The organism is Dolosicoccus paucivorans, assembly GCF_900100125.1.
In the GTDB taxonomy this organism is placed as follows: Bacteria; Bacillota; Bacilli; order Lactobacillales; family Aerococcaceae; genus Dolosicoccus; species Dolosicoccus paucivorans.
Genome location: NZ_FNEL01000052.1, coordinates 1 through 13,094, shown reverse-complemented (window position 1 = coordinate 13,094; position 13,094 = coordinate 1). Strand labels below are relative to the sequence as shown.

14 protein-coding genes are annotated in these 13,094 nt (G+C 37.6%); 11 read left to right on the top strand and 3 right to left on the bottom strand.

Annotated features, from left to right (window positions below; all coding sequences use genetic code 11):
- Both BLR79_RS07290 and BLR79_RS07285 read right to left on the bottom strand, forming a co-directional pair.
- Positions 1 to 252, bottom strand: a 252-nt coding sequence (locus BLR79_RS07290; protein WP_143338810.1) for a hypothetical protein, incomplete at its 3' end; no start/stop codon positions are given.
- Positions 253 to 340: 88 nt separating this feature from the next.
- Complete coding sequence (locus BLR79_RS07285) at positions 341 to 3,028, bottom strand: cation-translocating P-type ATPase (protein ID WP_092086431.1); 2,688 nt, start codon at positions 3,026 to 3,028, stop codon at positions 341 to 343.
- A 314-nt stretch (positions 3,029 to 3,342) separates the two neighbouring features.
- On the opposite strand from BLR79_RS07285, the gene BLR79_RS07280 reads away from it, so the two are divergent.
- The 11 genes from BLR79_RS07280 (at position 3,343) to BLR79_RS07230 (ending at position 12,731) form a co-directional block, all read left to right on the top strand.
- On the top strand, positions 3,343 to 4,077 hold the full coding sequence (locus BLR79_RS07280; RefSeq protein WP_092086428.1) for a class A sortase: 735 nt from the start codon (positions 3,343 to 3,345) through the stop codon (positions 4,075 to 4,077).
- 129 nt (positions 4,078 to 4,206) lie between these two features.
- The gene (locus BLR79_RS07275; RefSeq protein ID WP_092086426.1) at positions 4,207 to 6,126 is read left to right on the top strand and encodes a heavy metal translocating P-type ATPase; all 1,920 of its coding nucleotides are present in this window, start codon (positions 4,207 to 4,209) and stop codon (positions 6,124 to 6,126) included.
- A gap of 80 nt (positions 6,127 to 6,206) precedes the next feature.
- Positions 6,207 to 6,410 carry an ArsR/SmtB family transcription factor gene (locus BLR79_RS07270; RefSeq protein WP_092086423.1) on the top strand — a complete coding sequence of 68 codons (204 nt, stop codon included), beginning with the start codon at positions 6,207 to 6,209 and terminating at the stop codon, positions 6,408 to 6,410.
- A 101-nt stretch (positions 6,411 to 6,511) separates the two neighbouring features.
- Positions 6,512 to 7,186 (top strand): hypothetical protein, encoded by a 675-nt coding sequence (locus tag BLR79_RS07265; RefSeq protein ID WP_092086420.1) that lies wholly within the window; start codon positions 6,512 to 6,514, stop codon positions 7,184 to 7,186.
- 11 nt (positions 7,187 to 7,197) lie between these two features.
- Positions 7,198 to 7,773, top strand: coding sequence for a xanthine phosphoribosyltransferase (locus BLR79_RS07260; protein ID WP_092086417.1), 576 nt, complete (start codon positions 7,198 to 7,200; stop codon positions 7,771 to 7,773).
- Positions 7,774 to 7,795: 22 nt separating this feature from the next.
- Positions 7,796 to 8,635 carry an HAD family hydrolase gene (locus BLR79_RS07255; RefSeq protein ID WP_092086414.1) on the top strand — a complete coding sequence of 280 codons (840 nt, stop codon included), beginning with the start codon at positions 7,796 to 7,798 and terminating at the stop codon, positions 8,633 to 8,635.
- A 20-nt stretch (positions 8,636 to 8,655) separates the two neighbouring features.
- A complete protein-coding gene (locus BLR79_RS07250) occupies positions 8,656 to 8,988 on the top strand; it encodes a hypothetical protein (RefSeq protein ID WP_092086412.1) in 333 nt (110 codons plus the stop codon).
- A 58-nt stretch (positions 8,989 to 9,046) separates the two neighbouring features.
- Positions 9,047 to 9,868: a transporter substrate-binding domain-containing protein gene (locus BLR79_RS07245; RefSeq protein WP_092086410.1), complete on the top strand. Its 822-nt coding sequence runs from the start codon at positions 9,047 to 9,049 to the stop codon at positions 9,866 to 9,868.
- A gap of 137 nt (positions 9,869 to 10,005) precedes the next feature.
- Complete coding sequence (locus tag BLR79_RS07240; protein WP_234970859.1) at positions 10,006 to 10,776, top strand: amino acid ABC transporter permease; 771 nt, start codon at positions 10,006 to 10,008, stop codon at positions 10,774 to 10,776.
- Complete coding sequence (locus BLR79_RS07235; protein WP_092086407.1) at positions 10,776 to 11,513, top strand: amino acid ABC transporter ATP-binding protein; 738 nt, start codon at positions 10,776 to 10,778, stop codon at positions 11,511 to 11,513. The genes BLR79_RS07240 and BLR79_RS07235 overlap by 1 nt, the downstream gene beginning before the upstream one ends.
- 150 nt (positions 11,514 to 11,663) lie before the next feature.
- A complete protein-coding gene (locus tag BLR79_RS07230) occupies positions 11,664 to 12,731 on the top strand; it encodes a hypothetical protein (protein WP_092086404.1) in 1,068 nt (355 codons plus the stop codon).
- 108 nt (positions 12,732 to 12,839) lie between these two features.
- On the opposite strand, the gene BLR79_RS07225 is transcribed toward BLR79_RS07230, so the two are convergent.
- On the bottom strand, positions 12,840 to 13,094 hold a 255-nt coding region (locus tag BLR79_RS07225), incomplete at its 5' end, for an IS3 family transposase (RefSeq protein ID WP_143338809.1).

Below are 13,094 nucleotides of genomic sequence, written 5' to 3'. Positions count from 1 at the left end.
AGGAATGCCTTCAATAATGTGTTCATTAACTACAGTCATTTTAAAATCTTTAGTATAATGACTGTTTTTCAACCTTGACTGAATACCTTTAAGACCGTAGGCCTGATATCTCAAGACTTTTTGACCAAAGACCGATTCACTCAATATCAACCCATAATCATCACGTAATTCCTTGTAACTCTTCCCATTACTTAGATACATTTCAATGTACCTTTCAAGGTCTTCTACGGTATGTTTACTATTTGAGCGCATAAAAACTCCCCCTAAAATAGATTTACTTTTTACAGTGTCTACTTTAGGGGGAGCATATCAATAGAAAGAAGGATCTTTTTCGTTTTAATTATTTTGTAGCTTGTTCATATTTTTCAGCCACACCTGTTGCTCGGAATATTGCTTTAACAATTTCTGTTAAAATAATAATGCTAAAGGAAGCGGTGAAAATAATACCCCATTGGGAAAGATTTGGAAGGGTTACGCTAAAGAACGTATTGACTCCAGGAATTAAAATAACCCCTAGTAGTAACGCGCCAGACCCTAAGTTTGCTAAGTTTAAGTATTTGTTGTCAAATGGATTGATACTTAATAAGGAACGGAAAGTAGATTTTACGTTATAGGCATGGAACAGTTGAATTAACCCTAGCGTAGCAAAAGCCATCGTTTCCGCTAGTTGATGATCTAAGGCTAAATAAATATCTACATACCAGTAAACGAATAAGGTTAAACCAGCTTCTAAAATACCTTGGTAAATAATACTTGGGAAAATACCAAAGGATAAGAAGTTCGACTCTTTTGAACGAGGAGGACGTTTCATCGCAAGTAAATCTGCTCGTTCCATCCCTAAAGCGATTGCTGGGAAGACGTCCGTGACTAAGTTAATCCATAAAATATGAACCGGTTCTAAAATATTCCAACCAAACATGGTGGCTACTAGTAGGGTAAGAACTTCCCCTAAGTTAGCTGAAAGAAGGAATTGAACGGCTTTTTGAATATTGGCAAATACTTTACGACCTTCTTCAACCGCAACAACAATGGTTTCAAAGTTATCGTCAGCTAGGACCATATCTGAAGCTCCTTTAGAAACTTCCGTTCCGGTAATACCCATTCCGACACCAATATCTGCTTGTTTTAAAGAAGGAGCGTCGTTGACTCCGTCACCTGTCATTGAGACGACTTTATCATTAGCTTGCCATGCTTTAATAATACGTACTTTATGTTCAGGAGAGACCCGAGCATAGACAGAATAATTAGCGACTTGTTGTTTTAATTGTTCGTCAGATAATTGGTTCAAATCTGCGCCAGTAATAACGTGGGTCGCGTTTTCTTCTTTTGAAGCGCTTGGATCTAAAATACCTAAACGTTCAGCGATGGCTTGAGCGGTAATCGCATGGTCTCCGGTAATCATAATAGTACGCATACCCGCTTGTTTAGCCACTTCAATGGCAGCAGCGGCTTCTTTACGTTCAGGGTCAATCATACCGACAAGACCAGCAAATACTAAATCTTGTTCAACAGTCGTTGTATCAATCGACTCAGGGAGCGTGTTAACTACTTTATAAGCACTCGCTAAAACGCGCAATGCCTCTTGAGCCATGGATTGATTTGCTTTTAGAATTTCTTGACGGTCAGTATCAGACATCGCAATCACTTGACCATCCTTTTCAATGGAAGTACAACGTTCTAATAATTGATCCGGTGCACCTTTTGTAGCGATTAAATACTCGCCGTTAGGTAGTTTGTGAATGGTTGTCATCAGTTTACGAGTAGAGTCAAAAGGAATTTCGTCGACTCGCGGAAAATCTTTGTTAAAAGCATTAACGTTCAATTCTTTATCTAAGGCAAATTGCACGAGAGCTGTTTCTGTAGGGTCACCAATCAATTCTTGAGCATCACCAATTTGCGTATCGTTAGCAAGAACGAGAGAACGTAACAAATGATTTGAAAAATCTATCCCATTCGTAATCGGCATAAATTCGCCATTCATATATAGCTTTTCAACCGTCATTTGGTTTAAAGTCAGTGTTCCAGTTTTGTCAGAACAAATAATTTGTGTTCCACCTAACGTTTCAACGGCTGGAAGTGTTCGAACTAAAGCGTTTCGCTCCGCCATGGTTTTAGTTCCTAAGGAAAGAATAATCGTTGAAATAGCTGGTAAGCCTTCAGGAATTGCTGCAACAGCTAAGGAAATCGCGATTAAAAGCATATGATCCCATGGTTGGCCTTTTAAGAAAACACCAATCCCAAATGTAATGACGGCAATAGCTAAAATTAAGTAAGTTAACACTTTACCTAAACGGTCTTGATCTCGTTGAAGAGGTGTTTTTTTCTTTTCAGTGGTCGCTAGCATTTGAGCGATATGTCCCACTTCGGTATCCATTCCTGTGGCGACAACGATACCCGTTCCACGCCCGTAAGTAACGTTCGTGCTAGAGAAAGCCATATTAGAGCGATCCCCAATACCTACCTCATCTTGTTCAATTCGGCGATGATCTTTTTCCACAGGGACAGATTCCCCGGTTAAAGCCGCTTCTTCAATTTGTAAAGAGCTCGTCCGGATAAGACGTAAGTCTGCGGGGACGACATCTCCTGCTTCAAGTAATACTAAGTCTCCTGGCACTAAGTCGTGACTTTTGACGGTTGTGACGACGCCTTCACGCATCACCCGCGCATCAGGCGAAGCCAAGTTTTGGAGTGCGTCAATTGCTTCTTCCGCTTTTGACTCTTGAAATACGCCCATAATAGCGTTTAATACAACAACAAGTAAAATAATAATGGCATCTGACCACTCGCGGTTAACTACAACAGAAATAACGGCTGCGACCAGTAAGACGATGATCATAAAGTCTTTAAATTGGGCAAGAAACTTTTGGAATAAAGTAGAGTGCTTTTGCACTTCTAAGTCATTTTTGCCGTATTGTTCGAGTCGCTGGCGAGCCTTTGTAGCTGATAAACCATGAGACGTGTTAGTGTCATAAGTCTGAGCCACTTGTTCAATCGATGCATTAAAAGGAGTTTTAAGTAGTTGAGACATTGTCTTCCTCCTTAGACTTGTTTTATTCAATTATCTTATAGAAAAGAAAAAGAGACTTATACGCTTAAAAAGCGCATAAGTCTCACTATTTAAGCTCGTACCAGCAGTTAGATAATGACTGCCTGTACGTTGATACGAGCAAGGCATATGCCTTTAGTTACTCCCCTATGAAATGGTTAATTGAATTGATTAAATTATATAAGAAAAAATAAAAAATAGCAAATACTATGTTAAAATACAGCAACTAAATTGTATGTTTTATCAATATGAGGTAGACTAAATATATGTTTTAAAGAAAATAACGGAGGTTACTTATGACTCAAGAAGTAGAAACTAGATCACGTCGTCATCAAAAAAGAAAACGAGGTTTTACGACGTATCTCGGCTTTATTTTAATTGCGATTGCGCTGGCTTTATTCGCAGTCGATCCAGTTAAAAACTATATGATTCAACGAGGGGCAGAGCAAAACCAAGTAGCTAACTTGACCCGTGAAGATATTCAAAGAAACCAAGATGCGGAAGTAACTTATGATTTTGATGATATTGAAACCCTTGATGCATTTACTGTATTAAAGGACCGAGTGAATCCAGAAGATCTACCAACGATTGGTGGAATCGCTATACCAAGCGTGGGGATTAACTTACCGATCTATAAAGGGGTATCTAATGAAGGAATGTACTTAGGAGCAGGAACACTCTTTCCAGATCAACAAATGGGACGTTCTAACTACTCTCTAGCAAGCCATCATTCGATCCATCAAGATTTACTATTTGCGCCTCTACCGAAAGTGCATATTGGAGACCGAATTTATTTAACAGATTTAGATAAAGTATATACTTATGAAGTGACGATGAACCAAGTGGTCGCTCCAACTCGAGTTGATTTAATTGAACCAACACAAGAAGATATTATTACCCTTATTACATGTGATACCGGTTTAGTTGACAGAGTGGTCGTTCAAGGTAAACTAGTAGCCGAACAGCCAATTGAAGAAGCGCCTCAAGATGCTTGGAACGCCTTTAATATGGATCAAACAGTACCAGATTAAGTATGAAGGACTCTCGTTTTGAGGGTCCTTTTTTGAATGGTTCTAAATAATTGACTTATTATTTAGATTTGTTATCATATAAAGGAGTACTTATATGGCAAATTATAAATAGAGATGGAGTGTATCAACATGTCTGAAAAAAAGTATGATCAAGGACGCCATCATTACCATGGTCCGCTGCCTGTGATCATGTATTTCGTCGGCGTTGTTTTATTTATTATCGGGTTATTTATTTATGATAATGTTTTGTGGCGTAATATTTTAATGTGCTTGACGATGGTAGTTGCTGGTTATGATGTTATGGCAGAAGGCTTTATCGAAACAATTACCGAATCAAGAAGATGTAACAAATTTTATCCTAATATTCACATTTTAATGGCGTTAGCTGCCATTGCGTCTGCTGCTATTGGTGAATTTATGGAAGGAGCTTTGTTAATTTTAATTTTTGCCGGAGCTCATTTCCTAGAAGAGTACGCAGAAGAAAAAAGTCGTCGCGAAATTACAAGTTTACTTGAATTAAATCCGACTGAAGCTCGTCGTATCAATGAAGACGGATCAGTTGAAGTCGTGTCCGTTGAGGAATTAAATATTGGCGATCGTCTTCAAGTATTAAATGGGGACAGCGTACCAACCGATGGAGTTATTTTAGAAGGTAGTACAACGATTGACCAATCTTCTATTAACGGTGAAAGTATTCCAGCTGAAAAAACAGTTGGAGATGATGTGTTCGCAAGTACGATTAACGAAACAGGAACTTTCACGATGGAAGTGACTAAAGATAGCTCCGATACGGTCATTGCTAAAATTATTCAAATGGTAGAACAATCACAAGGCGATTTAACTCCTACCGCTTCTAAAATTAAACGCTTTGAACCTAAATATGTAATGACTGTTTTAATTGCAGTGCCATTACTCATCTTAATAGGACCATTTCTATTTGGATGGGATTGGTCAACAAGTATTTATCGAGGGGTCGTGTTTTTAGTTGGTGCTTCGCCTTGTGCTCTAGCAGCCAGTGCAGTTCCAGCGACTTTATCAGCGATGTCTAACTTAGCTCGTCACGGACTTTTATTTAAAGGCGGTTCATACGTTTCAGCATTATCAGAAATTAAAGCAATAGCTTTTGATAAAACGGGAACGTTAACTCAAGGTAAACCACAAGTGACTCATTATGAATGGGTAGAAGATCTAACTCAAGAAGAACAAGATTTAGCTCTTCAAATTGTAGTAACAATGGAACGTCACTCAAACCACCCTTTAGCTGAAGCTATCTCAGAAAAATTTGCGAAAATCCCTTCTCTAGAGGGAATTGAAGTTGAAAACTTAATTGGAGAAGGTTTGGTTGGTGATTACCAAGGGGATACTTACCATATTGGTAAGCCATCTATTTTTGAAAATGTTCCCAAATACATCGTTGAATACAAAGACACTTATAGTTATGAAGGAAATACTGTCGTCTATGTTTCTAAAAATGATCAAGTTATCGGATTGTTTGCCTTAATGGACGTTCCAAAAGAAGACTCCAAAGAAACGATTCGCTATTTCCAAGATCAAGGTATTCATACTATTATGATTACCGGAGATGGCAAGGCGACAGGAGAAGCGATTGGACGACAATTAGGACTAGAACAAGTTCGTTCAAACGTTATGCCGGAAGAAAAAGCAGCCATTATTAAAGATATCCAACAAGAATTTGGAAAGACAGTTATGGTAGGAGACGGTGTTAACGACGCACCGGCTTTAGTGAGTGCTGAAATCGGAGTGGCAATGGGAGGCGGAACGGATATTGCGATTGATGCAGCTGATGCGGTCTTAATGCAAGATTCCCTTAGCCGTTTATCTTATGCTCACCGTCAATCTAAACGTTTAGATCGTATTGTAACGCAAAACATTGTTTTTGCCTTATCCGTTGTTGTCATTTTACTGATTTTAAATGTGATGGGTAAATTAACGATCGCTACTGGGGTTATTGGTCATGAAGGAAGTACTATTTTAGTTATTTTAAATGGCTTAAGACTTCTCACTAATCCAAAAGGTAAAGACTCATGAAAGTACCAGAAGTTTTTCATCAAGTCCAATATTTATTTAAACAGTTAGGGAACGAGACTCGCTTAAAAATTGTTTGACTTTTGCGCAGTGGACCTAAAAATGTCACTCAAATAAAAGAAGCGTTGAATTTGACGCAACCGGCTGTCTCTCAACAACTAGCTCAATTAAGTAAACATCATATTGTGACTTACGAAGCAGTAGGGAAAGAAAAATATTATCGTTTGATGGATGATCATATTAAAGATGTTCTCGATGTTGCGATCGAGCATATGTTACATAGTTAAATGGAGCCTCGTTAAGTTTAACGAGGTTTTTTAATTTTTTTGTGTAAAAATATTAAAAAAAGGTATAATAGAAGTAAAACACAATAAGGAGGCCTCTTTGATTGCGATTAGGTCAAGAAAAGTTACTGCTAACCATAATGACCGTTCTAAGTATTAGTTTGTCCTTTATTATTATTATTATTTTTACTCAAGGGCAAGAAACGTTGACTCGTTTATTAGTTGGAATGATGATGATTTTATTCCAACTTCGTACAAGTATAGTGCAATTATTTTATAAACGTCGAGAATTAACGTTTCACCGCTTTAAACCTTTAGAACATAGTGTCTTAGTGGATCTTATTGCGACAGGACTTTACATGAATGTGTTGCCTGTTATTTTATTATGGTTTCATTATATTCTAGTCCCCTCAGGTCGTTTTGATTGGTTATTTACTGTCATTTATATTGTCTATTTAATTTTTTTAAGTTTAAATTTTTGGGCTGAAACCCAGCGTTTTTTATGTAAGCAGAGCGATGAGACGGAAAATTATCGTTTAGTAGGATTATGGCGGAGGTCTTGGAACTTTAATTACTTTACTGAAACATTCATTTTGCCTCTATTGGTCTTTGCAGGCACAGGGGATGTATTGATGAGTTTAATTGTTCTCAGTTTAATGGCCGTTAATTTTATTCATTATCAAATTCCCAAAAACGAATACTATATTAAAAATGCTTACCCTCATGAAGCGGGTATTATTTTAAAACAATCAAGCTATCTTCCTAGTTTTAAATCATAAAGGAGGTTTATATGAGTTATTTAAAAGAACGTATTTTACAAGATGGACAAGTTTTTGAAAATAATGTCCTAAAAGTTGATTCCTTTTTGAATCATCAGATTGATCCACAAGTGATGGTGGAAGTGGTTAAAGAGTTTGAACATTACTTTAAAGAAAAAAAGATTACTAAAGTTTTAACGGTGGAAGCATCAGGCATTGCGCCAGCGATTTTAGTTGCGGAAGCGTTTAAAGTGCCGATGTTATTTGCTAAGAAGATGGAGCCTTCAACCATGCAAAAATCATCTCGTTATGAGACGATAGTCCATAGTTACACTAAAAATATCTCTACTAAAATTATTGTCTCTAAAGAATATTTAGATGCAAAGGATCATGTTTTAATTATTGATGATTTTCTAGCTAACGGTCAAGCAGCTAAAGGACTCATCGATATTGTTAACCAAGCCGGAGGTACAGTGGCCGGTGTAGGAATTTGTATTGAAAAGTCCTTTCAAACAGGTCGTCAGCTATTAGAAGAGATGGGGGTTGATGTCTATTCGATTTGTCGAATTGCATCGTTAGAGAATAATCAAGTTACATTTGTCGAATAAAATAAGGAGTGCAATTATTTAAATGTCATTAAAATTAGTCGCCATTGATATGGATGAAACGTTACTAAGAGAAGATAAAACTTTTGATCATGAATTGTTCCATAAAGTTTATCAACGATTAGTCGATGAAGGCGTGCTTGTTTGTATCGCCAGTGGGAATAGCTACCATAAGTTAGAAGATTACTTAGAAAAATTTCCTCATGATGATATGTACTTAGCCGGGGACAACGGAAACTATATCGTCAAAGGAAACACAAACGTTGAAACACTAGGAATGGACTATGAAACGTGGCGAGAAGTTACAGACTATGTTGATCAATTTGACGGTTATTATATCAAAGTTAGTTTAGGTAATATGACTTATTACCGCGGAACAAACAACCCTATTCATGAAACGATTCATGTTTTTGAACGTGAATATGAACGATTAGATAATTTTGATGGTGTTCCAAAAGATCAAAAGGCGGTCAAAGTTGCGGTTAAAAGTACGCATTCTTTAGACGATACTAAAAAAATGGCGCAAGATATTGTGAATCGCTTTAGCGGAGTGGAGTCCGTGACAAGTGGCAATGGCTGGATGGATGTTTACCACAAAGACGGTGGTAAGGGACAAGCTGTCCGCTACTTGCAAGAAAAATATAATATTTCTCCGAATGAAACCATCGCGTTTGGAGATAGTTTAAATGATGCCTCGATGATGAAACAAGCGACTTATAGTATGGCTATGGAAAATGCGGATCCGGAATTGTTACAATTCACTAATTACCAAATTGGTCATAACAACGATCAATCTGTATTAAAAGTTTTAGATGAATATTTAAATGAAGGAAATTTAGATTATTTTGAGAAATATCGTATTTAATGAAGTAAAGAGGGGATAAAATGAGTAAACGAAAAGCAAGACGACAAAAAAGAGGACAAGGGGACGACTTAGTTCAAGTAGATATTTTTTATTTACCTAAACAGGTCGCAGAAATGTATCGTGTTTTGCGTGAAGCTGTTGCAGAAGAAATGACTCATTTATTAAAAGAGCACTACCCTACAGTCAAACGAATTAGCGATAACCCACAAGAAGGTGAAGCACTTGTTGGGTATGATGATCAAGATCAAGAGCAATTTCGTTACTATTTAAACCCAACTAATATCTCGAACGCCCAACGAGCTCGAGAAAAAGAAACCTTAAATATCTATATAGAGTCATTAATAAACGATTAGAATTTAAGCAAAAAATATGATATAATGGACCAATGAATAAACGAAAGGACGTGTTGAAATGAAGCGAATCATCCAACTGATGATGATCTCATTACTCACAATTACATCACTAGTACAATTAAGCCCAGCGGTTCAAGCTGAAGATAAAGAACCGATCATTGTAGGAATGGAAGCAGGATATCCACCTTACAACTGGACGCAATTTGATGATAGTAACGGCGCAATTAAAATTGAAGGATCGAATGACTATGCCAATGGTTATGACCTTCAAATTATGAAACGTATCGGCGAAATTACTGGTCGTGAAGTAAAAGTTGTTAAGTTAGAGTGGGAAGGATTAATTCCAGCCCTTCAATCGGGTAAGATTAACGCGATTGCGGCAGGAATGTCACCAACAGAGCAACGTGCGGAAGTGATCGACTTTACAGAGCCATATCACAAAACACAATTTGCGATGATGACGACAAAGGATTCTGATTATGCAGATGCTAAAGGCATTCATGACTTTGAAGGGGCTCGCGTAACCGGTCAATTATCAACGTTACACTATGATTTATTAGATCAATTAACCGGCGCTAAAGTTTTAGAAGCAACTAAAACATTCCCATTAATGCGTGTGGCATTAGAGTCAGGCAAGATTGATGCGTATGTCACTGAAATTCCTGAAGCTAAATCAGCTGCTCAAGCTAACGATAAGTTTACTTATATTGTATTGGATCCAAGTTTTGACGTGGACCCAGCAGAAGACCTAGTCGCTATTGGACTTAAAAAAGGTAGTCCATTATTAGAAGAGTTCAATAAAGCACTTGAGCAAATCTCTCAAGAAGAGCGCGATCAAATTATGGAAGAAGTTATTAAATTCCAACCAGCTGCTGAATAAGAAATTAAACCTAGAAGACTTGCTGAAATAACCGGCAAACCTTCTAGGTTTTTATTATGTTTTTTTATGCTATTATCTCTAGTTTATTCGTGTTATACTTAAAAACGTGCATTATGTTAAATTAGGAGGCAACAATTTTGTCCACGAGTGAATTTTTAAATCTGTTATATTCAATTTTTATTAATAACTGGCCCATTTTTTTACAAGGGGTCAAGACAACATTACTTATTTCTTTAACAGGAACTATTTTTGGTTTAGCGATTGGTTTATTAGTCGGAATTATTCGTACGATTCCCGCGCCATTAAATACAGGTAAACGTATCGCTTTAAAGGTCGTTAATTGGTTACTCAACGCTTATATTGCTGTCTTTAGAGGAACTCCAATGATCGTTCAAGCTATGGTTATTTATTTTGGTAGTGATATGCTTTGGAATATTAGTATGTCACCACTGACGGCAGCTTTAATTATTGTGTCAATTAATACGGGAGCTTACATGGCTGAAGTTGTTCGTGGGGGTATTTTATCCATCGATAAAGGACAATTTGAAGCAGCTCAAGCGGTTGGGATGAACCACTGGCAGACGATGACCGAAATTATTATGCCACAAGTGTTTAGAAATATTCTGCCCGCAGTAGGTAATGAGTTCGTTATTAACGTGAAGGATACTTCAGTTTTAAACGTCATATCTGTTAGCGAATTGTATTTTGCGACAAGCTCTGTTGCAGGAACTAACTTTAGATACTTTGAGACGTTCTTAGTGACGGCGATTATTTATTTCGTTTTAACGTATACCATTACTAAAGTACTACAAGCTTTAGAGCGTCGCTTAGACGGAAACGTTAGCTATCAATTAGCCGCTGGTAACCAACAACAAGTTGAAATTATTGAAGAAGGAGGAACACAATAATGGAGCCAATTATTCGAGTCGAACATTTACAAAAGTTTTTTGGCGATAATGAAGTATTAAAAGATATTAACTTTACCATTAATGAAGGTGAAGTGATCTCTATTATCGGTTCTTCTGGTTCAGGAAAATCAACTTTACTGCGCTGTATGAACTTGTTAGAACAACCTACAGCAGGTAAACTTTACTACCGTGACCTTGAAGTGTTAGAGTCTCAACATAATGTGGATGATTACCGCACTAAGGTTGGGATGGTTTTCCAAGGATTTCACCTTTTCAAAAATAAAAATGTTTTAGAAAACTGTACTGTGGCGCCTATTAAAGTACTCAAAGAGCCAAAAGAAGAAGTTGAAGAGCGTGCTTTATCTTTATTAGCTAAAGTCGGAATGGATGCTTATATTAATGCGCGTCCGGACCAGTTATCTGGTGGACAACAACAACGGGTGGCGATCGCAAGAGCTTTAACGATGCGTCCAGATGTTTTGTTATTTGATGAGCCAACTTCTGCTTTAGACCCAGAGATGGTAGGCGAGGTTTTAAAAGTTATGCGTGACTTAGCTCATACAGGGTTGACAATGGTGGTTGTGACTCACGAGATGGAATTTGCTCGCGAAGTATCCGACCGAGTGGTCTTTATGGATCAAGGAGTGATTGCTGAAGTAGGTACTCCTCGAGAAATCTTTAATAATCCAACTCACGAACGAACTGCTGAATTTTTAAAACGTTATTTAGACCAGTAAAGACTAGCCTTCGGGCTAGTCTTTACTGCTTTTTATGATAAAATTCAATCGTTTTGAAACATAAAAGTTGCCAAACTGTTAAAATCATGAGATAATAGTCAAGAAAGTAGTTCTACTTTCTTGACTATTATATTAGGAGGAGTTTTATTTATGGAACAAAAACCACGTAGAAGTTTTATTCAACGTACAATTTATGAGCCGATGGCTGAGCAAAAAGAAGCTGGCAAGAATATTTCATGGGCTGCAATTTTAGCAGGTCTAGTCACTTTCTTAGCAACTTCACTGTTATTATCTTTAATTGGTGCAGCGATTGGATTTGGAGGTGTTAACTTTACAGACGCTCATCCAATGTCAGGTGTTACAATGGGCGTAGCGATTTGGAGCGTCGTATCCATTCTTTTATCATTAGGATTAGGTGGATTCGTTGCAGGTGTTACTGCAGGTCGTGCAGGTTTAATTCATGGTTTCTTAACATGGGCACTTAGCATTATTGCTTCATTTATGTTAGCAACTTCAGCTATTTCAGGTGCTTTCGGCTTAATTGGTAACGTTGCAAGTTCAGTAGGCAACGTTGCAGGTGACGTAGCCACTTCAGCAGGTCAAGCTGCAAGCAATATGTCACAACAAGCGTTTGACTCAATCGCTAAGAATGTGGATGTTAACTACGACGAGCTAGACGCTCAAACACGTCAAATCTTAGCTGATACTCACATTCCTGAGTTACAACCTGAATACTTACAAGAGCAAATTGATGCAACGATTGCGGACGTCCAAGCAGCTGGTAAACAAGTTGTTGTGGATGGACAAGATCCAAAAGTTGCGATCGATGCTGTCGTGAATAACATTCAACAGCGTGCTGAAACAGTTGCTGCAAACGTTGACGAAACAGCTTTACGTAATGCGATTGCAGAAAATACTGACTTAACAACTAAAGAAGCAGATGACGCAGTCAATAACATTATGCAAGCTTACGACACAGCAAACCAAAAAACACAAGAATACTTAGCACAAGCTCAAGATAAATTAATTGAACTTGAAGCTCAAGCTGAGCAAGCAGTAGAAGAAGCACGCGTTAAAGCTCAAGAAGTTTCAAACGATATTGCTAAATACTCTGCTATCTTATTTGTTGGTTTAGTACTTGCTGCAGCATTATCATCATATGCTGGATATGCTGGCTCATCAGCAGTACACCACCGCTTATCAGCAATGAACGAATAATATTAAACTTTTAATGACTTAGCCTTCTGAACTGCTCCCTGTCAAGTAGACAGGCAAATAAACAAAATAATTTGTGCCATGTATGAATCACTCATGCATGGCTTTTTTTTATGCGGGGATTTTTAATCCCATTTTCAAGGTTACCCGTTGGGTATTATAAAATTCAATATATTGTTTAACGTCATTCTCCAATTCCTCAAAGCTCTTATAGGTCTTCAAGTGATACATCTCTTCTTTGATGATCCCCCAAAAGTTTTCCATTGGCCCATTGTCGATACATTTACCAACACGAGACATACTTTGAATAATCTGGTTCCTTTTGATAAAGCTGTTAAAGCCATGAGACGTATACTGGAAACCACG